The following is a 22,057-nucleotide window of genomic DNA, read 5'->3' as shown; positions in this document are numbered from 1 at the left end:
AATGCTTTCTTGGGACGACTTCTACGAAGAATCCGGCGAAGAAGCAGGCAAAAAAGCACCTGCCAGTACCAGCACTAATGCAGGCTCTGGCAATACCGGCAGCAGCGCGGCACAAGCCGCGCCTGCCTCAGCCAACACTAATGGCAACGGTGCAGCAGCAACGACTGGCATGAGCCAGGCGCAACCGACCACGGCCCCGGATGCGATCCGGGAACAGGCAGCAGCAAGCTATGACGCAGCGCTGCAGGCGGCCACGCCGGGGGTCGATTCAACGCTGCCCGATGCGGCGACACCGGCCACACAAACTGGCGATGCCGCAGCTGATGCGGTGAACCAGCGGGTGATGGCTCAGGCACACGCCGAACTCGAAGACCTGGACATAACAGTCGGGCAGGAAGAAGTTGGCGAGTGGACAGAACGGGTGACTGTTGACGACAAGCGCATGATCAACTGTCGCGCTGACCTGAACCAGTTGGTGCCGTTCAAGTATGACTGGGCCTGGCAAAAGTACCTGGATGGCTGTGCCAACCACTGGATGCCCCAGGAAATCAACATGACGGCAGACATTGCCTTGTGGAAAAGCAAGAATGGCCTGACGCCTGATGAACGCCTGATTGTTAAGCGCAATCTGGGCTTCTTTTCCACGGCAGACTCGCTGGTTGCCAACAACCTGGTACTGGCGCTGTACCGCCTGATTACTAATCCGGAGTGCCGTCAGTACATTCTGCGCCAGGCCTTTGAAGAAGCCATTCATACGCATGCTTACCAGTACTGTATTGAATCACTGGCCATGGATGAAGGTGAAATCTTCAACATGTACCACGAGATCCCTTCGGTGGCGAAAAAAGCTTCCTGGGGACTGAAGTACACCAAAGAACTCAGCGATCCTAACTTCACAACCGGCACTCCGGAAACGGACAAAGCGTTGCTAAAGAACCTGATCGCGTTCTACTGCTGCCTGGAAGGTATCTTCTTCTACTGTGGCTTCACCCAGATTCTGTCCATGGGTCGCCGCAACAAGATGACCGGCACATCAGAGCAGTTCCAGTACATCCTGCGTGATGAGTCCATGCACCTGAATTTCGGCATCGACATGATCAACCAGATCAAGATCGAGAACCCGGAGCTGTGGGACGACGCCATGAAGCGTGATGCCACGCGCATGATTTTGCAGGCCACACAGCTGGAAATTGAATATGCACGCGACACCATGCCACGTGGTGTACTGGGCATGAATGCGGTGATGATGGAGGAGTACCTTCAGTTCATCGCCAATCGTCGACTTGTACAGATCGGCTTGCCAGAACAGTTCAAGGGCGTGAAGAACCCCTTCCCCTGGATGAGCGAAATTATGGATCTGCGCAAGGAAAAGAACTTCTTTGAGACTCGAGTTATCGAATACCAGACCGGGGGAGCCCTAACCTGGGACTGATCCTCAAGGGAGCTCACAGCGGGTCCGGTGCTGAAGGTCTATTCGCCATACCTTCAGCACCGGGCTCCGGTGTGATTCATTATGCCTGAAGCCCCTCACCCTTCATCAGCCACGAATGCGTCCGGGAACAACCCACCGACGGTTGCTCTGACCCAATCCCCTAAAACAGGTGCCTTGTTGCTGGCTGCCGGATTCAGTCGTCGTTTTAATGGTTGCAAACTGGCAGCAAGACTGAACGATGGCGAAAACCTGTTTACCCACAGTCTTAAGTCTGTTCGCAGCGTATTTGCTGATATCCTGATCATCGGTCGCGAGGCTTTGCTGGAACAAGGCGTTTACGATTCAGCCAATGGGCTGGATATTGTCCTGAATCCTGATGCAGCGCAAGGCATGGGCAGCAGCCTGGCTTGCGGTGCTCGCATGATCCCTGGTGACTGGCAGTGTGCAGCCATATGCCTGGCTGACATGCCGCAGCTTTCGCCAGCCACACTGCAGCAGCTGATTGAGCAGGCCAGAGAAGACCGGATTATTCTGCCTGTGCATAACAGCAAACCCGGACACCCAGTGATATTTGGTGCACAGTTTTTTGCCGCCCTGCAGCAATGCCGGGGAGACAGCGGAGCACGCCAGGTGATTAAAACTCATCAGGATGCTGTTATTCGCATCCCCGTCGATGATGCCGGGATACTGCAGGATATCGATGACCGCGACTCCCTCCAGCGTTTGCTTGATGCCAGCGAGCAGCTCTCATAAAATCAGCGCAAGACACCGCTGCTACAGTCAAGCGAGTGACTTTAGACTGGCGGTCACGCCAGGGATAATTCTTCAGCACGAGGATACGGAACAATGATGACAATCAATAGCTGGCACAAGCATGCCCGGTCCATCAAACGAACTGTATTATTGCTGATGTTATTCATCTTGCCACTGGCACTGCCTGTAAACGCACAACAGCCGCCGGCTCCAAGTGCTGATCAAAACGCCGCTCCTGATACAGCCGTGCTGGCAAACATGAACAACCGCCGGAACCCCTTGATTCAGATCACCACCAATGTCGGTGACATCTGGATCGAGCTTTTCCCACAAGCAGCTCCCGCCAATGTTGAGCATTTATTAACATTGATAGGTAATGAAGAGTGGCGGCAGCGTCTGTATGAGAACAACACTTTCCATCGTATCGAACGCAACCTGTTTATCCAGACCGGCGCGCAGCATGAGCAGCCAACCACACAGAGACAACAGCCACCAGCGGTGCCTTATGTGAGTGACGAAATCAACGCGCTGGGATTGGGTCTGGAACAATTACCCGCATTACAAGCAGATGGCCAGCCTCACCCCTGGTTAAATATCAGTGACGCCGATGATTTTCGTACACGATTGTTACGTCCGCTTTATGATCAACTGGGCATCAACACTGTCGAAGAGCTGGCTGACAGGCAGAATGAAGTGTTGTCCACCCTGGCCGGCATGAACCTGTTGCAGGTACACGAGATGCTGGGTTACGAATACAATTCACGTCTGCCTTCCCGACGCCCACTGTCTGGCAGTGTTGTCATGGTCAACCGTGGCCCAGGCAGCAATCAAAGTGAATTTGCCATACTGCTGGCTGATATGCCCTGGCTCACGGGCACCCATACAGTGATTGGTCAGATGGTAGGGGGGGAAACACCTGCTACCCTGATAAGCCAGCGGCGGCCGGGTAATATTTTCATCTCATCCATAGGTCTGGCAACACCCGGGCAACCCGTGGGCGTTGGCAGCGAAATCAGCCAAGCAGCAAGGGGGTTGCAATGACACAGCGTCGCAAACGCCGACATGCCAACAAAACGCCTGCGAAGAAGAATCGCCAACAAAAAAGCAGCCTGACCCCTCTGTTTGTCAGTGCGGGAGTTTTTCTGGGACTGGCGCTGGGCCTGCTGAGTGGACAATGGTTACTGATGATCGCGCTGGGTACCGGCCTGGGGTGGTTCATCGGTCGCCAAATGGACAAACCAGCGAAATAAACTTTATTACTGGTATTGACTGGCTATAGCCGCCATCAGAGATCGACCATCAATTCACGTCGGTACGGTGGCAACGAATCCAGAATATCCTTGCCATAGCGTCGGGTCACCAGGCGTTCATCCAGTATCGTAATGGTGCCCGTATCCGCTTCGTTACGAAGCAGTCGCCCTGCCGCCTGTACCAGACGAAAAGCAGCTTCTGGCACGGAGATTACCTGGAATGGATTTTTCCCCTGGTCACTCAACCACTGCGACAGCGTCGCTTCAATCGGATCATTGGGCACGGCAAAGGGAATCTTGGCAATAATGACATGCTCACAGTACTTACCAGGCAAGTCGACACCTTCAGCAAAACTGGCCAGACCGAAAATCACACTACCCTGCCCCTCATCAATCCTTTTGCGGTGCAGATTAATTAGCTGCTGTTTCTGGTAATCATCCTGGCAGAGAATTCTGTCCTGCCATTCGGCAGACATAAGGGCAAGCACATCCTGCATTTGCCGACGGGAGCTGAACAACATCAGAGAAGCTTGATTGTCATTCAGAATACGGGGCAGCAACTCAGCAATCGCCGTCGTGTGTGCCTGGCTGTCAGACGGATCACACTGCATTTTCGGTACCCGCAGTACTGCTGCCTGTTGATAGTCAAATGGGCTGGCGATGCGATGATATTCGGTGGTTGCAGGCAATCCGGCACGCATGGTCAGCATATCAAAACGCCCCAGGGCGGAAAGTGTCGCCGACGTCATGATGGCCGCCGCGCAGCGATCCCACAAATGCTCAGTCAAGGTCCCAGAAGCGAGTACCGGGCTGCTGCAAATCAGATAATCATGATCATCATTGAATTCCAGTTCGCGTAACCAGCGGGCCGTTGGTGCCTGTCCAGCCGGGTCTTCGCGAGCCAGGCTGTGCCATAGACGGCAAATCGACTCAGCACGGGTGTTCATACCGCCGACCGCAGGAAAACACATCTCAGCCTGCTGACGGTGCTCCAGCGACTCCCCCTCCTCCATCTGTCGACGCAGCGCTGTTACACAGTCTCTGAGACAGCGGCTGACTGCCACACTTTGACGCTGCAACTGATCCGACAAGGCCTTTAACTCTGCCGGCAGGACACCTGCCGGAAAATGCCAGGCTTCCTGCCCCGTCACACCTGTAGCAGCACCGGCGCTCTGGCCAGCACTTTGTCTTTCTTCAATAATCGACTGAATCAATAACAGCGCCTCCGACAAGCCGCTCTGTAATGCCGGTTGTTCTGACTGTAACTCAGCCACGGCACGAGCAAATGCATTGTTGGTGGCAAGCAAAGGGTCTGCAGACATTTTCACCAGCGAACGGGTCATCTGCTCCAGCCACTGGAGCGTGCCGCGCAGGCGAATCTGTTCCGCAAAGTGATTGTTTGCCTTGAAAGGCAGATGGTGAGCTTCGTCAAAAATGTAAATAGTATCTGCCGGATCAGGCAGAATGGCACCACCGCCAAGTGCCAGGTCAACTAACACCAGATCATGATTGGCGACAATGCAATCTGCCGTCTCCATGGTTTCCCTGGCTTTGTAAAAACAGCATCGCGAATAGTAGCTGCAACGTGGTCCGGCACATTGCCCAGCTTCCACGGTAACTGGCTGCCATTCCTCATCACGAATCTGTGTCGGCCAATCTTCCCGGTCGCCTTCCCATTCGCCACTGCCAATCCGTTCCAGCATCTGCTCATATAATGCCGTATTGTCACCAAGCCCGGCAGGTGTCTCCAGCAAATCCCCGAACAGTTCCCGCATGGCCTGCTCACTTTCATTGCCCTGCAATTGCTGATCAAGCCTGGCCAGGCAGACATATCTGCCCCGCCCCTTGGCCAGCGCCATACTGAAGTCCATACCACTGTGCGCCAGAATATCGGGCAGGTCACGCTGGATCACCTGTTCCTGCAAGGCAATAGTTGCCGTTGCCAGCACCACTTTTTTGTTGAAGTGCCGGGCAATGGGTAACGTTGCCAGCAGATAAGCCAGGGTCTTACCAGTGCCAGTACCCGCCTCCACTACACAGACCGGTGCCGGCGCAACCTCATCACTGTCCTCGTCGCTGCTTGCATCTTTATCCAGCCCGGCCAGAGCATTAGCGATGGCAGCGACCATCAGCCGCTGGCCATAGCGCGGGCGCAGATTACGCTCAGCGAGTATTTGTCGGTAGGCGCGTTGTATTTCGTCTTTTAGGGTTTTATCTAACATCCGGTGGGTTCTTTAACAGCTGTACTGTGATTATAGCACCTGTCTGGTATGATACGGGGCGATTACGGAGTTCTGCAGTTATGACAACAACTTTCGATACAAACAATAACACTGAATCAACTCAAACAAACGAGTTGGATACAAAAACAACAGGCGAGACTGAGGCTGAGAACCGACCCAAGCGCAGTGAACGGGACAAATTGCTGCATGCCGGCAATGTCACTTCGCACAAGGACCTGCCAACACTGGAGGCCTTGAGGGAGCGTTTGCAACGTCTCACTGAAAGCCAGACGTCACCGGATGATGAGCTGAAAGCACTGGATGAATTGCTGCAAACTCGAATCGCCGAACATCATGACTGGCAAAAAACGCTGGTCGCTGACTTCCAGCAAACACAAAAATCCATCGCCTCGCTTATTGAAGATGGCAACATTGGTGCCGCTCAAAGTCAATGGAAACACATGCAGGCGGTGCTTCGCCGAATCAACCAGCCCCAGCAGGCAGCACTGGAAGCAGAACTACCACCATTGGCTGCCGCTTTTGACAAGTTGGTCGAAGAACAGCGCAGCCATGCAACGGATGCCCGCAAAGCGTTGATTGAGCAAATGACCGAACTCAAGGATGCAGACCTCCCCCTGGCACAAAAAGCCAGCCGCATCCGCAATGTTCAGGAAGCCTGGAAAGCACTGGGTCAGATCGATGAAGATGATCCACAGCTACAACAGTTCCGTGATATATCCCAGCAGGCATTCGAGCCATGCAAAGCGTTCTTTAAAGAACGCAAAGAAAAGCAGGCCAGTAACCTGATAGCACGCAACCAGTTATGTGAACAGCTGGAGGCTTACGTTGAAAGTCGCCGGGACCAGGAAGCCGACCTGACCGAGGTTAATAAACTGGAGCGCCAGGCCAGAGAAGACTGGAAGAAATACGCACCCGTTGCACAGAAGAAGATCAAACCCCTGCAGCAGCGTTTCAATGAGGCATTAAGTGCGTTGCGTGAACATCGCAAAAGTGCACTCAACAAGCATAACGCGGCTAAACGCGAGCTGATTGAAAAGGCACAGGAACTGGTCAAACAGGATGACCTTCCAGGTGCGATTCGCGAAGCCAAACAGCTTCAGCAACAGTGGAAAGACCTGGGGCCAGGCTCCTTTAAAGACGATAAAACACTGTGGGCTGAATTCCGTGCAGCCTGTGATGCACTGTTCGCACGCCGGGATTCTTCCGACGCCGCGAAAACCGGCAAGAAAGACGGTAAGGCACCTGGCAAGAAGAACCCGGAAATCTCCCGTCAGCTCTCCCAGCTGGAAGCATTACTGTCACTGGACGATGCGGCTTTCGTGGATAGTCACGATGAATTCCAGCAACTGAATAAATCACTGAAGGCATTGCTGCAGGCGGAATTTGGCAGCGCCCGTAACCCTGTCAAAGACAAGTTCCGCAAGCTCGAGCAACGCTATCGTGCCCGGCAAAAAACCAGCCCTGACAAGAAGACCTTGCAGTTGCAGGAATTTGCCAGCGAACAGTCAGCCTGGTTAGCTGAGCTGGAACAGGCCTTGATAAATCAGAAAGGTCTGAAACTGGACGCCGATGAAGTCGAAGCCAGAAAAGAGCAGTATCAGAACATCTCTGATAACCACGTTACTCAGCTTCTTCAGGATCGGTTAGCACAACTGCAGGCGAATGAAAATTCACCAGAGAAACTGCGAGGGATGCAGGACGATAATGCAATGGCTGCCCGGGAAATCTGTGTCGATGCAGAAATTATGCTGGGTACTGAAACACCTGCGAGTGACAAATCAATCCGGATGCAACAGCAACTGAAACAGCTGCAAAAAGGGCTGGGTCAGGTATTGGCAACTCGCGCTGAGCGCCAGGCCCACCTGCAAAAAGCCATGCTAACCCTGGAATGCATGGGCCCCCTGGATCCGGCACAACGTACCACGCTGCGAAACCGCTTACAGGCTTTGAAGAGTTAACACTGGAACTGATGATGGGTGTCTGAACGTCAAGTAAAGACACCCATCATTAATCAGAATCAGGCTGGATAACGACCAATCACCGGATTGGCGTACATATGCAACGCATAGGGCTGCGCCTTGGCCGGCATGGCACTGATACGCGCCTTGAATGCAGCAGCTAATCCTGCATCCACTGAATACTCTTGAATAAACTGCTGCCCTTCTGCAGATAGTTTACCCATCATCTCAGGCGAGTCCTCTGCCAGCATCCGGATGGCCAGCACATTGGATGACTGGATCCGGTAATGCGTGAGCACCTGCTGATCGATTAACGCGGCAATGTCATCATCTTCCGCTTCCGGGGCAAATTTCAGCAGCTCACCAAACGCTACATGCACTCTGCCTTTATTGCCCACCATACCGGTGACAATACTGTGAATATCACTCTTTTCATCTTTTTCAAAAAAACCATGCTCGTCTTTTTGTTGCAACTCAACCGCCTTCAGCTCATCACAGGGGTCAAGTTCATAAGAGATCGACACCGGCACAATATTCAGCGCATTCAGTGCTGCTGCCAGCCCCTCTTTTTTGCGGGCCATGCCCAGCATTTTCAGTAAAGCGGTATCCGTGCGATCTATGCCATCTTTGGCCCGACCTTCGCGCTGAGCGATCCAGACATTATGCTGATTGCCCACCAGGTGATCGATGTACTGTGATAACAGCTTTGACGACTTGAGCAACTCACGCCCCTTTAACGACCGGCGAACAATGAAGCTCTTGTTCAATCGCATCAGATCGGTCACAAACGGCCGTTTCAGCAAGTTATCGCCAATTGCGATATACAAGGTGTCGTGACCGCTGTGATAAAGCATGTAGTTGACAAATGCCGGGTCCATGGCGATATCACGATGATTGCTGATGAACAGAAAAGACTGTCCCTTAGGCAATAAATCCAGGCCACTATGCGTCAATCCGGTAGTGGTCCGCTCAATCATTTTATCCATGTAACCGGCAATCACATCTTGCATACCGGAAACATCATTGACTGACTGCAATTGTGATTTTAATCGTCGACGCGTTAGGGCATTGAGAATACCTGGAACAAAGCGACTGACGGTAGGATAGGCAAAACTGGCAATACTGCTGATGAACTCGGGTGTATCCAGCAAGCGATCCAGCACAGGGCGGATTTCACTGTCGTGATAGGGGCGGATATCCTGATAAGGATCGCTGTCTGTCATGAGAAGGCCTGCTCTGTTTACGCGTGAAATCGCGCGCGATTCTACCTATTTTCAGGATGACAGGCAACGCAGCAAGTCGGATTTCCAATCCTGTAATGCGCTCGCTACCTGCTCTGCCCGCTCACCTGGCATGTCCCGGGTCAACTGGACAATCGCTTGTTCATAAGCAGTCAGTGACAGACAGTTTTCATCGCCCGGCACACCATTTTGCAGTCGCTCCTGACAATGCTGTCGCCACCTATCGGCTTCCTGCTCATTCAACGTCGCCGGGAAATTTCTGGCCCGATAGCGAAACAACATCTCAGGAAGCCTTGGGTCATCATAGATCGCATCGTCCAGCCATCCTGGCTGGCCCAGCAACGCAGCGTCAGTGTCCCGAACCTGCTGCATGAAATCTTTGTCTTTGCGCGAAAAAAAACCACCCTGATACAGCAAGTAATCCGGATCATTAATAAGCTGACTTGCTCGGTCTGCATCTTGTTTCTGCTGGCGCAAACGAAACGCGTCACAGATACGCTGTAAAAAGCCGGGATGACCCAATATGGATTGCCGGTACTGTTCAACCTGCTCCAGATCCAAAGCAAACGTCTCTGCTCTCTGCGCTGACAGCGTTGCCAATGGAGCAATCATCGGGCAGCGATTACTCTGAATCACACTCACCGGCAGTCTTTCACCTTCCTCATGACGGGAACGGAACAGGGCATCTGCCAGGTTTTCAGCTGACTCCTCCAGCCAGGGTGAAGGGTCAAAGCGCAAATCAAAAACAATGGTGCCATTATTCTCCAGCGGGTGCTCAACCAGCGGCAACACCACGGTCAGACAGCCCTGTTGCGCCGCATAAACAGAGGCGACATGCACAACTGCCTCGCCAGAACCGAGCTGCAACCGCTTCTTTACCTCAGCTTTACGCCGCAAGGCATAGGTATATTCATAAAGTCTGGGATTTTGGGTTCGAATCAATTTGGCCATGGCAATCGTTGCCCTGACATCCGACAGCGCATCATGAGCATCCAGGTGGTCCAACCCGTTTGCAGCCGTTAAGTCTTCCAGGCGGAAAGATGGTGCCCCATCCGCACGTGTTGGCCAGTTAATACCTTCCGGGCGCAGGGCGTGGCACATACGCACCACATCAATCAGGTCCCAGCGCGAATTGCCGTTACGCCACTCTCTTTCATAGGGGTCGTACAAATTCCGGTATAGCAGTTGACGGGTCAGCTCATCATCAAAGCGAATGCTGTTATAGCCTGCTGTGCAGGTACCTGAACGGGACAGCTGGTTTTCAATCTGGCGGGTAAATTCGGCCTCACAAACACCTTTCTGCCGAGTTTCCTGGGGTGTGATACCTGTTACGTAACATGCCATGGGGTGAGGCCAACGGTCCTGGGGCGGCTGGCAATAGACCATCACCGGTGCTTCGATCTCATTGAGTTCCAGGTCGGTTCGTATCGCAGCAAATTGGCTGGCACGATCATGTCGCGGGTCAGCACCAAAGCTTTCGTAATCATGCCAGAGAATGGTATCAGTCATGCGGCGACTATAGCATAGCCAGCCTTTTGCACAACGAATGAGCGATATGTAGTATGATTTGCAGCTGTTAAATTGGCTGCCGCCTCCCGTTATTTATCACGTTAGCCGCTAGCACAGCCACCTATCACAGCCACTTACACGTTAAGGATGATTCATCATGCAATTCCCCGGAGCGCATATTCTCAGTGTCAAACAGTTCGAACGCAGCGATGTCGAGCGAATTTTTGCAGTGGCAGACACGATGCGGCCTTATGCTCACCGGGAAAGGGTTACCAAAGTGCTGGACGGTGCCATTCTGGGCAATATGTTTTTTGAGGCCTCAACGCGAACCCGGGTCAGTTTCGGCTGCGCTTTTAACCTGCTCGGGGGTGAAGTCAGGGAAACAACCGATATCAAGGCCAGCTCTCTAACCAAAGGCGAATCGCTTTATGATACCGGGCGGGTCATGAGTGGTTACAGCGATGTGATAGTCATGCGTCATCCGCAGCCGGGCTCGGTTAATGAATTCGCCAAAGCCAGCCGGGTGCCCGTGCTCAATGCCGGAGACGGCCCAAATGAACACCCCAGCCAGGCCTTGCTGGATCTGTATACCATCAAACGGGAACTGTTGACTCGCCAGCAGCAGGTAGACGGCATGCATATCGCCATGATTGGTGACTTGAAACATGGCCGAACGGTTCACTCGCTTTCACAGTTAATCAGTCTTTATAAAAAAGTAAAGTTCACCCTGATCTCCCCGACAGAGCTGCGCATGCCAGAAAGCATTGTCGAGAAACTGCGACAGAGCGGACATGAAGTACTGGAAACAGACAACATGGAACAAGGGCTGGTTGATAACGACATTGTCTACCTGACCCGCATCCAGGAAGAGCGGTTTGACAGTAAAAACGAGGCTGATATCTATCGCGGTCGTTTCCGTTTAAACCAGAACATCTACACACGATACTGCCAACCCAACACCGTGATCATGCACCCCCTGCCCCGTGACTCGCGTGACGATGCCAACGAACTGGATAATGACCTGAATCAGAACCCCAGTCTCGCCATCTTCAGACAGACTGACAATGGTGTTCTGGTACGCATGGCCTTATTTGCCATGACACTGGATGTCAGCGATCAGATCGATAAATACTCACGTGAGGTGAACTGGTATACCGAGCGCCGGTTCTGATCACGACCTGGCGTCACGCCGGATCCGGTCGCAATGGATTCCTGTCTGTGCAGTACTCTTCTTGATTGCTATAATGCCCGCCTTTCTTACGTCGCCTGGCTGCCAGTCGCCCTTGAAGCAGGTTAACCATAACCTTAACTTGCAGGGCTAATATATTGATAATAAAGAGACTGTTATGCTGGCATTAATACTTTACACTGGACAGGAATCTGATCTCAAATGAGCAAGACAAGCTTCTCTCGCTATCGCCCACACCCCTGGCATGGTCTGGCAGCCGGCCCCGATCTGCCTCGCATTGCCACTGCTTACATCGAAATCAGCCCTTTCGATCAGATGAAGTACGAAATCGACAAAGACACCGGTTACCTCTGCGTCGACCGCCCTCAACCGACATCGGCACAGCAGCCTACGTTGTATGGCTTCATTCCACGTACATACTGTGGCAAGCGAGTTCGTGCATTAATGCCGGAAGCCGAGTGTGGCGATGGTGATCCACTTGATATCTGTGTTATCAGTGAACGTCCTATTGACCGCACCGAGATTCTGGTCAATGCCAAAATTGTTGGCGGCCTGCCCATGAACGATGGCGGCGAAGCTGATGACAAAATCATCGCCGTAATCAAAGACGACCCCGCTTATGGTCACATTGACGAAATCAGCGATCTACCGCCCATTCTGGTGCACCGGATCGCTCATTACTTCAAGACCTACAAAATTGTGCCCGGGAAAGAGAACAAGGTGACAATTGGTGAAGCTTATGGATACGCCCATGCCTGCAAGGTACTGGAAGCGTCCATGGCCGATTATGAAGAAGACTTTGGCGACCTGCTGAACGACGACTGATTCTGGTTTAATCTCCCTGACTGGGTCACCACTCAGCCAGGGAGAACCTGTTTTTATCCCTCATCCCTTCACAATACCCTGCCAGGACCCCTGACAGGTATCCGGACAGTAACAAAGCTTATTTTGCAGGCTGAATGGCATGCCTGACTGACGTCACCTCGGCCATGATGGAAATCGCAATTTCTGCCGGTGTTTTACTGCCGATTTTGATGCCTATCGGGGCATACAAACGATTGATTTCCGATTCACTCAAGCCAAGTTCCGGCAAACGGTCACGACGATTGGCTGACGTTCGGTCTGAGCCCATGGCACCAATGTAAAAGGCCGGGGTTTTCAGCGCTTCCATTAATGCCATGTCGTCGACCCTGGGGTCGTGAGCCAGGGCAATGATGCCACTGTAAGGGTCACTGAACTGATCCCTGACCACATCATCGGGCAAGTCAGCCGTTAGCTGTACACCACTGACCGGCCAGTTATCCAGGTAACCGGGACGCGGGTCGCAAAGTGTCACTTCATAATCGAGCGTCAGCGCCAGCTCAGCGACTACACGAGCCACATCTCCTGCCCCCAGCAGCAACAGTTTATACCGCGGACTCAAGCTGTGTTTCATGACCTGATCATCAATCAGCACAGCATCATCCGAGGCCTGATCCAGTAACGAGATTTCCCCGTTCGACAGCATGACCTGACGGCTGACTTTCTGGTGCGCATCCAGTGCAGCCAGCAGTTGCCCGAACATCGCCTGATTCTTATCCGGGGTCAGATACTCCAGCAGAACGTGTAACTGACCACCGCAAGGCAATTTCAACCGAGCCTGCTCCTCTGCAGAGACACCGTAATGCACAACAAAGGGATGACCATTTTCATCATACCGGGCTTTCAGGCTGCCATCGCGTAACTGCTCAAGGAAATCTTCCTCAATGCAGCCGCCAGAAATGGAGCCGGCCATTTCACCGTCCAGCGTACAGGCCATCATGGCACCTATCGGACGCGGGGAAGACCCCCAGGTCTTGAGAATGGTGCATAACCAGACGCTATCGCCTCTGGCAAGCCAGTGACTGACACTTTGAATAATATGATGCTGACTACTTTGCATATCGATCTCTAACCCAACTTAAACATATCGCGACTTCCAGCTACCGCGGCGAAACATCCAGAAAGCCACCAGGCTCATGACAGTATCGGCCACGAAGACAGACCAGTATACACCCTCAGGCCCCAATCCGATGCCAGCCGAAAGCATCCAGGCAAGCGGGATCTGAACGACCCAGAAGGCAAAACCATTGATCCAGGTAGGTGTCATGGTATCCCCGGCACCGTTGAATGCCTGCGTCATCACAGAGCCTAGTGCCAGAAAGACAAACCCGTAACTGAGAATACGTAAACTTTGCGTACCATTCAGGACGACATCCGGTGAATCGGTAAAGAAACTCATCACCCAGGCTGGCAACAAAATGAGCACCAGTCCAACCGCCCCCATATAAGCCATATTATATTTGGCAACTTGCAGAACAGTACGTTCAGCCCGCTCGGGCTTGCCTGCCCCCAGGTTCTGACCAACCAGGGTTGTCACGGCATTGCTTAACCCCCAGGAAGGCAATATCACAAACAGGATGACACGAATGGCAATGGTATAACCTGCCACAGCTTCTGCGCTGTAGGTTGATACCAGGCGCATTAAAAATACCCAACTGGCAGTAGCAATCAAAAACTGTGCAATCCCACCTATCGACACACGACAGATCTGCCCTATCACACTCAGTTTAATAACCAGGTGCCGCAAGTGAACATGGATACGCCGATCGTTTCGGCAAAGATAATACAACTGGTATAGCACACCCAGGCCCCTGCCAATGTTGGTCGCGACGGCGGCCCCCGTCAGCCCAAGCTCTGGAAAAGGACCAATGCCATAGATCAACAACGGGTCCAGGACAATGTTTGTTCCGTTAGCCAGCACCAGCGCCCGCATGGCAATACTGGCATCGCCAGCACCACGAAAAATCGCATTATTCAGGAACAGGAAAACGATAGTGAAGGAACCTGTAAACATAATGCTGGTATAGGTACTGCCGGTTTCCAGTACACCCGCCTCAGCTCCCATCAGGGAGAGAATCGTTTCAGCCTGGGTCAACCCGACATACCCGACCAGCAGGCTGACTATGACACCGAGCCATAACGCCTGGCCAGCCACTACACCAGCAGCCTCCGGATCTTTCTGGCCGATTCGTCGCGCCACAAGCGCTGTTACCGCCATCGAAATACCAATAGCAACAGCATATAGCAAAGAAATAACGGCTTCCGTCAGCCCCACCGTGGCAACGGCTTCTGCGCCAAGGCCGGAGACAAAGAAAATATCGACAATGGCGAACACTGACTCCATTGCCATCTCAAGGATCATGGGAATAGCCAGCAGAACGGTCGCTTTGGCGATGGATCCTTCCGTGTAATTAATATTGGCATTACCCTGCAGCGCCTCTTTCAGCAGCGCCAGCGCATTTCTGATTTTATTGAACATAAGGTGATTACCTGAACCTGTCGGACTCATTATGGCCGGCTTAAACCGGATAAAAGAGGGGACGGTGAATCCAGATATCAGGGAACATGAAGTACACAACTATTCGGGGCGGGGACGCACCGTGGTACGGTCAGTAACTGACAGCTGAAATCTCTCGTCAGATGCCTGTAAGGCGAATGCGATCGTACTTCATGGGTACACACTCCTGTGTGATAAATGCCGATAGTGATAGTTCGGCAGCAGATAAAAACGAGCAGAGTATACTGCGTTCCAGGTGAAAAATCCCATACCACTAATGTCACAATATGTTACGATAGGCGATTATTTTATTTGCGCAACTACAATAACAAGGAGGCGTTGCCTCAGTGTCATTATCTGTCCTTATCTGCGATGACTCAGCCATGGCCCGGCGCCTGCTGGCGCGGTCTTTACCGGAAATGCCATCCTGGACGATCAACTATGCTGAAAATGGTGAAGCCGCACTGGATTTCCTATCAGAGCATAGCGTGGACTTGTTGTTTCTCGACCTGAATATGCCGGGCTTAACCGGCTTTGATGTACTGGCAGAAATTCGCAAGCAGGATTACGGTTGCATGACGATTGTTGTTTCCGGTGACGTTCAGGAAACAGCCCGTGAACGCGTTATTGGTCTGGGGGCCATGGACTTTGTCCGCAAACCCGCCAATCGCGACATCATAAGCAAAGTCCTGACAACCTACGGCATCCTGCCCGGCGACTACCAACCCGCTTCAGCAGATTCACCATCTGTCTCTGCAGGTAATGAGCGCTTACCGGTGTTTGACTTTTCTGATGCCATACGCGAAGTCGTCAATGTGGCCATGGGGGAAGCTGGCAGCTACCTCAGTGACATGCTCGGCACTTTCGTTGGCTTGCCCGTACCCAAGGTTGTGAACGCCCCTTTCTACAGCCTTCCCGACAGCCTGCCCTGGGATGACGATATTGAACTAAGTGCCACCTCACATGGTTTCAAGGGTCGAGGTGTGGCTGGTGAAGGGGTGCTGCTAATGCCTACCAAAGAACTGGAAGCATTAAGGGACTGGCTGGGTGTCGACCAGGTACCCAGCCGTGATCCGTTAACCGGAACACTGGATGATGTATCAGAACTGTTACTGGGTGCCTGCCTGTCCGGAATCAGCCAGCAACTGGACCTACCATTTAACCACAGTTTTCCCGTGTTATTAGGGCATCGCCGTAAAGCGGTGGATCTGCTGAATTGTCAAAATAAAGCAGAGACTGTTCTGGGTATCGGCATCAATTACCGCCTGCAGGAACCACCGATCAGTTGTTATTTACAATTGCTGGTGACAGAGGAATCGATAGGTACTCTCGTATCCCGCGTTGCTATCATCTCAGAGGAACTTAAGGTAGAGGTGTCCCAATGACGGCGGATGTGAGCTCAGAGTTTCATGACCTGCACCTGACTATGCAGTTGTTACAGACACTGGATAATGGCCTTGTGCTGCTGGACAAAAATTACCAGATCCATATGTGGAACAGCTTTATGGAGCATCATAGCGGTATCAGCAGCAGTGATGCCCGTGGCAAAATATTGTTTGACCTGTTCCCATATCTTCCAGCCGTGTGGTTGAAGCGTAAAATCCAATCCGTATTTCAATTAGGCTCACGCTCGTTTTGCACCTGGGAAGAACATGCCCATCTGTTCAATTTCAGTAGCACGCGCCCGCTTACCGGCAACTCGGCACGCATGTACCAGAATATTTGCCTGACACCGCTATACGATACAACCAACCAGGTCAGCGGCGTATGTTTGTCCGTCTACGATGTGACAGAAGTGGCTACGCGGAAAATTGACCTGGAGAAGGCGAATGAACGACTCGAGCGCCTGAGCAGAACAGATCCGCTGACCGGGCTGTCCAATCGTGGTCACTGGGAAGACAGTCTCAAACTGGAATTCGAACGATGTCGGCGAGCCAGCAGAGCTTCTACCCTGCTTCTGCTCGATATCGACAAATTCAAATCGTTCAACGACGAGTATGGTCATCAGGCTGGCGACGAAGTCATGCGCGCCATTGGCGACCTGGTTCATCGTTTCCGCCGTTCTACTGATGTCGTCGGTCGGTACGGTGGTGAAGAGTTTGGCGTCATTCTGCCAGAGACTACCGCTGAGAATGCCATGATCTTTGCTGAACGTTTACGCAAGCGAATTTCCGGCACTCACATTGTGTGGCAATCAACACCGCTGCATGTCACTGTCAGCATTGGTATGAGTGAAATCAGGCCGGACATGAATGATTACCACGCCTGGTTGTCTGCAACTGATCAGGCTCTTTATCAGGCCAAAGCCCGGGGAAGAAACCAGGTAGTCAATGCCAGCTCACTAAAACCCTGACTCTCTTGATCTTGTTACGGTAACAATGGCGTTGCCAATCAAAACCCAAGTCAGACCTTAAAATCCGGTTAATTCAAACGGGATATTTTTCTGCTCCAGTGCCAATAGAAAGCGCTTTCGCTCAAGTCCACCACCAAACCCGGTTAACGATCCGTCCCGCCCGATCACGCGATGGCAGGGAATAATAATGGGAATCGGATTTTTACCGTTAGCGGCACCGACTGCACGGGTCGCGTTGGGGTCTGAAAGCGTGTTGGCAATATCGAGATAGCTACAGGTGGCCCCATAAGGAATATCCTGTAACGCCTGCCAGACTCGACACTGAAAATCAGTGCCTTGTGGAGACAGGGAAAGCGAAAACCGGGTTAGTTCGCCAGCAAAATAAGCATCAAGCTGCTGTTTGACAGAGGAAAAGGCGGCATTACGCCGTAGCCAGTCAGGCTGGGGACGGATGGAGTCACCGACTTTATCAAACCGCAGCGCCTGCAGACTCGCACCGTCACCGACCAGCATAAGTTGGCCAACCGGTGACGTGTAGTGCGAGTAATAGACTTCCTGCGGCATCACTGAATAAGCGCTATTGCGCTCTCAGCTCATCAGCAAGCGCAATGGCACGCGAGATGACATACTGACGCACCGCAGCCGCATCAGAAGGCTCCATCTGCTCGGCAAAGGAGACCATACCGCCATCAGACAGTTCGCCCTCCAGCACAACGCTATTCCAGGCGTCCAGATCCTGCAGACGTTCCGAGTAACGCAAATCAGGGAACACACCGGCACCATCGCTTTCTGCGCTATCACCATGACAAACACTGCAATATCGGCCATAGGTCTGCTCACCCGCGGCCAACATTTCATTGTTGGCTGTCAATGCTGGTGGGTTCAGTTCCTGATCTTCTGCAACAATTTCTTCGGCAGGCAGCTCATGTTCACCATACAGCGAATAAACCAGCACACGGGAGTTATTGCTTGAAGCCAGTGTCGTTGCCCCCAGGGCGCCAGGGCCAGTTTGTGGCAGCGCCCGGGAGCCGGTTACCACGGCAACATACTGCACGCCATCCACTTCATAGGTAGCAGGTGCAGCAACAGTATGGGACTGTGTGATAGCTGACCACAGGCGCTCGCCATCAGTATCGCGGTAGGCGACAAACTCACCAGCGGCATTACCCTGGAATACCAGACCACCCGCAGTGGACAGGACACCGGCTGAAGCTGTTGGTACCAGTTGCGGCTGACGCCAGACTTCTTCCTGGGCAACCGGATCCCATGCCAGCAAATAGGCCTTGTTTTCCGGGGCCGCATCGCCAGCTGCCATGGACAAACGTGCACCCTGAGCCATATCCGTACCGGTATTCCAGCCGCGGTCTGATCGCTCAAACGCTTCCTGTCCCACATAGGTCATGAAGTTTTCGGTTGAAGGAATATAGACCAGTCCGGTATTACGACTGTAGGACATGGGGTACCAGTTATGACCACCCAGTGGACCAGGTTGAACGATGAAGGGTTCGCCTGTCTCATTATAACGGGCCTGTGGGTTTTCAACCGGACGACCGGTTTCCAGGTCCACATGTGAAGCCCAGTTTATAGGCACATAATTTTCAGCTGACAGCAGACGTCCTGTCAGGGCATCGAGAACGTAGAAGAAACCGTTTTTCGGCGCCTGCATGACGACGCGCCGCGTTTCACCCCCGATCTCGAGATCAGCCAGCATGAGCGGTTGAGTCGCTGTATAGTCCCAGGTCTCACCAGGCGTTGTCTGGTAATGCCAAACATAGGATCCATCGTCAGGGTTGAGCGCAACGATGGAGGACAGGAACAGATTATCACCGCCGCCAGGGCTGCGCAGTGACTGGTTCCAGGGTGAACCATTACCTACCCCGATATACAGCAGATGGCTTTGCGGATCATACGCCATTGCATCCCAGACGGTACCACCGCCTCCCATGGACCACCATTCGCCATTCCAGGTTTCTGCCGCCATTTCCAGCTCGGGCTGTTCAAACCCGTCTTCCGGGTTGCCAGGCACCGTATAAAAGCGCCACTGCTCTTCACCGCTATCGGCATCGTAGGCCGTGACATAACCTCTGACACCATATTCACCGCCACTGTTACCGATCAGCACCTTGCCATCAACAACACGAGGCGCACCAGTGATGGTATAAGGCTGGCTTTGATCAACAGTCACTACACTCCATTCAACCTCACCGGTCTTGGAATCCAGTGCGATCAGGCGGCCATCCAGGGCACCGAAGAAAATTTTCCCATCCCAGGCTGCCACTCCCCGGTTAACCACGTCACAACAGGCATCAACACCTCGCGCACGATCAACTTCGGGATCAAACTCCCACAGCAATTCACCACTTGTGGCATCGTAAGCTTTAACCATGCTCCAGGCGGTCGTGACATAAAGTGCACCATCGACCACGACAGGGGTTGCTTCCTGGCCGCGACTGGTGTCCAGGTCAGCTGACCAGACCAGGCCAAGGTCTGAAACCGTATCAGTATTGACCTGGGAAAGCGGACTGAAACGTTGCTCCCAATAGTCACGACCATTTGACATCCACTGCCCAGGCTCATCATCGGCGTTGATCAAACGATCACTGTCTACCGATGCTTCATAATCCGGATAGCTCACTGCAGCGGTTTCCACCACAGCCGTTTCTTCAACGCCTGTCATCGCGCTTTGCTCTTCGGGCTGGCTGCAGGCAGCCAATAACACGGCTGAGGCTGCTAACAATCCCCACGAATACGTTCTTTTCATCATCTTCCCCTGAACTACTTGTATTTTTCTCACGTAATTTTTATTCCGACCCAGCCATTACTGTGGTAAACGGAATACAAGAACAACGTTCCCCGGCATCTGGCTAAAAGTGGCATAGCCGCTGTTTACAATCAAGTAATCTCCACTGATTACCGGACCGCTTGAGTCAATGGCACCGCCTTGCGCTTCGACACCATTAATCGTCTCATAAGACCTGACCGTATCGTACTCCCAAACAACTTCACCTGTCTGCGCATCATGTGCAAAAAGGTGACCATTTAATGAAGTGGCAATAACCATATCATCCAGTGCACTGGCAGGCCCTGAGTATACATCCATGCACGCACCCCCGCTCTCACTGCAGCGTTCAGGAGCGGCTTCATACCAAATCGTGTCACCGGTCTTCATATCGATGGCATGCAGACCTGGCATGCGATTACTGGCATCACTGCTCATGCCACTGCGGTCAGAAACCGGGACATAAAGGGTATCACCCGCAAACGTCATTCCCCAGTGAATGCCACCCAGTGCACCTCCTCGGCCAACCCGTATTGACCACAGCACTTCACCCTCGGCGTCAGGGTCCAGAGCAACCACCCTGGCCCCTTTTGTACCAGCAATCACAACACTTTGCCCGTTGGATAATGTTGTGGCAACAATCGGGGCACCGATATCAACATCAGGGCCGGCGTCAGGACAATTCGGGTGACTGGCTCCGAGTGCACACGCCATGGTGAAGGCATCATCAGGTGTGGTCTGGTGAATCCAGCGGATATCGCCAGACACCATATCAAACGCTACCACTGAGTCACTGCTGTTGGATGCTGGGCGGGTGTAGTTCTGACCGGTGCCTGCATACACGACGCCGCGTTCAGGATCCAGACTGGGTGCCTGCCAGATTGGTGCGCCCGATGGTGCCAGAAATGGATTACCCAGCGAATTTTCACCAACCACAGTGGCTTCTTCCATCACATATGTGTGCCAGACACGTTCCCCACTACCCAAATCAAATGCCGCAACATTGCCCCTGAATGTACAGCAGTGATAGTCCGGGCGACCCGCAGCACTCACCTCGCCGGACGAGACAGGGACATAAATGCGGTTATCGTGGACAACAGGTGAACCCGTGCTGGTGGCCAAAGGATGGGAGTCAACATCGGCCTGCCAACGTTCTTCCCCAGTTGTCGCATCGACCACAAACAGCGTATTGGCTGTATCTGCGAAAACGGCCAGCGGGCCGTCTTGCCCATCTGCATGGGCCACGGTAATTGCCGTTCTCACTTCACGCGGCGCAGTGTAGGTCCAGTAGTTACAGCCCGTTGCCAGATCCATGGCTCGAACCTCACCGGAAGGGCTACCCATAAACATGACTTCACCGATCACCGTCTGCTGGGCACGGGCAGCTGAGGCGTTGTCATGTCCGTAAGCCCAAAGCAGTTCAAGTTCACCTATGTTACCGGCATTAATACGTGTACCGGCAGACTCCTGGTGACGGGGGTTGCTAAGGCCATTCCCCCAGCCATTCCAGTTACTCGGTTGCGCAAGGTCCAGCGCAGGCATGGTTTGTTCACATTGCTGTACCTGGCGTGCAGTTTCCTGGCGCATCGCCTCCCCTGCCAGGTGCTCTGCCAGAGCTGTTCGCTGGGCTGAGGTCAAGGCTTCGCCCTGGGAGCGCATGATGCCTTCACTTAACGCCTGAAAAATACTGTTTGCGGTGTAACTTCTCAACGCATCCCTGGGCGGGGTACGCTCATCCTGTGGGGCGGTATGACACATCGCACAATGCTCTGTGTACAGGCTTTCTCCATCCAGGTTTTCGGCGGCATCGGTTATCTGAAAACCCAGTAGCACACTTGCCATCATCATCCTGCCAGCAACTTTTCGCAGGGTTAGTTTCGCCACTTCCATATCCATTCCCCAAAAGACTTGTTATGTTTTTTAGGATCTTAACCCAATCGAACAGTCATTCGTATCCTAGTTCGGCTGAATACACAAAAGTGCAGGTTAAGC

The 22,057-nt window shown here is 52.9% G+C and carries 17 protein-coding genes; 9 read left to right on the top strand and 8 right to left on the bottom strand.

The window, feature by feature from the left end; all coding sequences use genetic code 11:
* Window position 1 precedes the first annotated feature (1 nt).
* From PSCS_RS13145 to PSCS_RS13130, 4 genes are all read left to right on the top strand, one after another.
* Window positions 2–1,432: a ribonucleotide-diphosphate reductase subunit beta gene (locus tag PSCS_RS13145; protein ID WP_068812551.1), complete on the top strand. Its 1,431-nt coding sequence runs from the start codon at window positions 2–4 to the stop codon at window positions 1,430–1,432.
* Window positions 1,433–1,513: 81 nt separating this feature from the next.
* The gene (locus PSCS_RS13140) at window positions 1,514–2,185 is read left to right on the top strand and encodes a nucleotidyltransferase family protein (RefSeq protein WP_082866617.1); all 672 of its coding nucleotides are present in this window, start codon (window positions 1,514–1,516) and stop codon (window positions 2,183–2,185) included.
* A 93-nt stretch (window positions 2,186–2,278) separates the two neighbouring features.
* Window positions 2,279–3,226 carry a peptidylprolyl isomerase gene (locus PSCS_RS13135; protein ID WP_068812550.1) on the top strand — a complete coding sequence of 316 codons (948 nt, stop codon included), beginning with the start codon at window positions 2,279–2,281 and terminating at the stop codon, window positions 3,224–3,226.
* Window positions 3,223–3,435: a hypothetical protein gene (locus PSCS_RS13130; RefSeq protein WP_068812549.1), complete on the top strand. Its 213-nt coding sequence runs from the start codon at window positions 3,223–3,225 to the stop codon at window positions 3,433–3,435. The genes PSCS_RS13135 and PSCS_RS13130 overlap by 4 nt, the downstream gene beginning before the upstream one ends.
* 35 nt (window positions 3,436–3,470) lie before the next feature.
* On the opposite strand, the gene dinG is transcribed toward PSCS_RS13130, so the two are convergent.
* On the bottom strand, window positions 3,471–5,657 hold the full coding sequence (gene dinG / locus PSCS_RS13125) for an ATP-dependent DNA helicase DinG (RefSeq protein ID WP_068812548.1): 2,187 nt from the start codon (window positions 5,655–5,657) through the stop codon (window positions 3,471–3,473).
* Window positions 5,658–5,737: 80 nt separating this feature from the next.
* Between dinG and PSCS_RS13120 the strand changes: the two genes are divergently transcribed.
* Window positions 5,738–7,636, top strand: a complete 1,899-nt coding sequence (locus tag PSCS_RS13120) for a DUF349 domain-containing protein (protein WP_068812547.1) — start codon at window positions 5,738–5,740, stop codon at window positions 7,634–7,636.
* A gap of 59 nt (window positions 7,637–7,695) precedes the next feature.
* On the opposite strand, the gene PSCS_RS13115 is transcribed toward PSCS_RS13120, so the two are convergent.
* Together PSCS_RS13115 and sbcB are read right to left on the bottom strand one after the other, a co-directional pair.
* The gene (locus PSCS_RS13115; RefSeq protein ID WP_068812546.1) at window positions 7,696–8,859 is read right to left on the bottom strand and encodes a 1-acyl-sn-glycerol-3-phosphate acyltransferase; all 1,164 of its coding nucleotides are present in this window, start codon (window positions 8,857–8,859) and stop codon (window positions 7,696–7,698) included.
* A gap of 51 nt (window positions 8,860–8,910) precedes the next feature.
* The gene (sbcB, locus tag PSCS_RS13110; RefSeq protein ID WP_068812545.1) at window positions 8,911–10,386 is read right to left on the bottom strand and encodes an exodeoxyribonuclease I; all 1,476 of its coding nucleotides are present in this window, start codon (window positions 10,384–10,386) and stop codon (window positions 8,911–8,913) included.
* Between the two features lie 157 nt (window positions 10,387–10,543).
* Here sbcB and PSCS_RS13105 point away from each other — a divergent pair, with 157 nt between their 5' ends.
* Complete coding sequence (locus PSCS_RS13105; RefSeq protein ID WP_068812544.1) at window positions 10,544–11,557, top strand: aspartate carbamoyltransferase; 1,014 nt, start codon at window positions 10,544–10,546, stop codon at window positions 11,555–11,557.
* Window positions 11,558–11,776: 219 nt separating this feature from the next.
* Window positions 11,777–12,400 (top strand): inorganic pyrophosphatase, encoded by a 624-nt coding sequence (locus tag PSCS_RS13100; protein ID WP_068812543.1) that lies wholly within the window; start codon window positions 11,777–11,779, stop codon window positions 12,398–12,400.
* A 118-nt stretch (window positions 12,401–12,518) separates the two neighbouring features.
* On the opposite strand, the gene PSCS_RS13095 is transcribed toward PSCS_RS13100, so the two are convergent.
* Window positions 12,519–13,496, bottom strand: a complete 978-nt coding sequence (locus PSCS_RS13095; protein ID WP_068893792.1) for an XdhC family protein — start codon at window positions 13,494–13,496, stop codon at window positions 12,519–12,521.
* An 18-nt stretch (window positions 13,497–13,514) separates the two neighbouring features.
* Window positions 13,515–14,915, bottom strand: coding sequence for an MATE family efflux transporter (locus PSCS_RS13090; RefSeq protein WP_068812541.1), 1,401 nt, complete (start codon window positions 14,913–14,915; stop codon window positions 13,515–13,517).
* 365 nt (window positions 14,916–15,280) lie between these two features.
* Between PSCS_RS13090 and PSCS_RS13085 the strand changes: the two genes are divergently transcribed.
* On the top strand, window positions 15,281–16,318 hold the full coding sequence (locus PSCS_RS13085; RefSeq protein WP_068812540.1) for a response regulator: 1,038 nt from the start codon (window positions 15,281–15,283) through the stop codon (window positions 16,316–16,318).
* Window positions 16,315–17,286, top strand: a complete 972-nt coding sequence (locus tag PSCS_RS13080; RefSeq protein ID WP_068812539.1) for a sensor domain-containing diguanylate cyclase — start codon at window positions 16,315–16,317, stop codon at window positions 17,284–17,286. The genes PSCS_RS13085 and PSCS_RS13080 overlap by 4 nt, the downstream gene beginning before the upstream one ends.
* 57 nt (window positions 17,287–17,343) lie before the next feature.
* On the opposite strand, the gene PSCS_RS13075 is transcribed toward PSCS_RS13080, so the two are convergent.
* Genes PSCS_RS13075 through PSCS_RS13065 form a run of 3 tightly spaced genes read right to left on the bottom strand, consistent with a single transcriptional unit; the run spans window position 17,344 to window position 21,955 of the window.
* Window positions 17,344–17,850, bottom strand: coding sequence for a methylated-DNA--[protein]-cysteine S-methyltransferase (locus tag PSCS_RS13075; protein WP_068812538.1), 507 nt, complete (start codon window positions 17,848–17,850; stop codon window positions 17,344–17,346).
* Between the two features lie 13 nt (window positions 17,851–17,863).
* Window positions 17,864–20,050 (bottom strand): PQQ-dependent dehydrogenase, methanol/ethanol family, encoded by a 2,187-nt coding sequence (locus tag PSCS_RS13070; RefSeq protein WP_229694566.1) that lies wholly within the window; start codon window positions 20,048–20,050, stop codon window positions 17,864–17,866.
* 54 nt (window positions 20,051–20,104) lie between these two features.
* A complete protein-coding gene (locus PSCS_RS13065) occupies window positions 20,105–21,955 on the bottom strand; it encodes an outer membrane protein assembly factor BamB family protein (protein ID WP_157885719.1) in 1,851 nt (616 codons plus the stop codon).
* Between the last annotated feature and the right edge of the window lie 102 nt (window positions 21,956–22,057).

This window comes from Pseudohongiella nitratireducens, from assembly GCF_001642735.1.
Classification (GTDB): Bacteria; Pseudomonadota; Gammaproteobacteria; order Pseudomonadales; family Pseudohongiellaceae; genus Pseudohongiella; species Pseudohongiella nitratireducens.
This window is presented reverse-complemented; position numbering and strand designations above follow the sequence as displayed.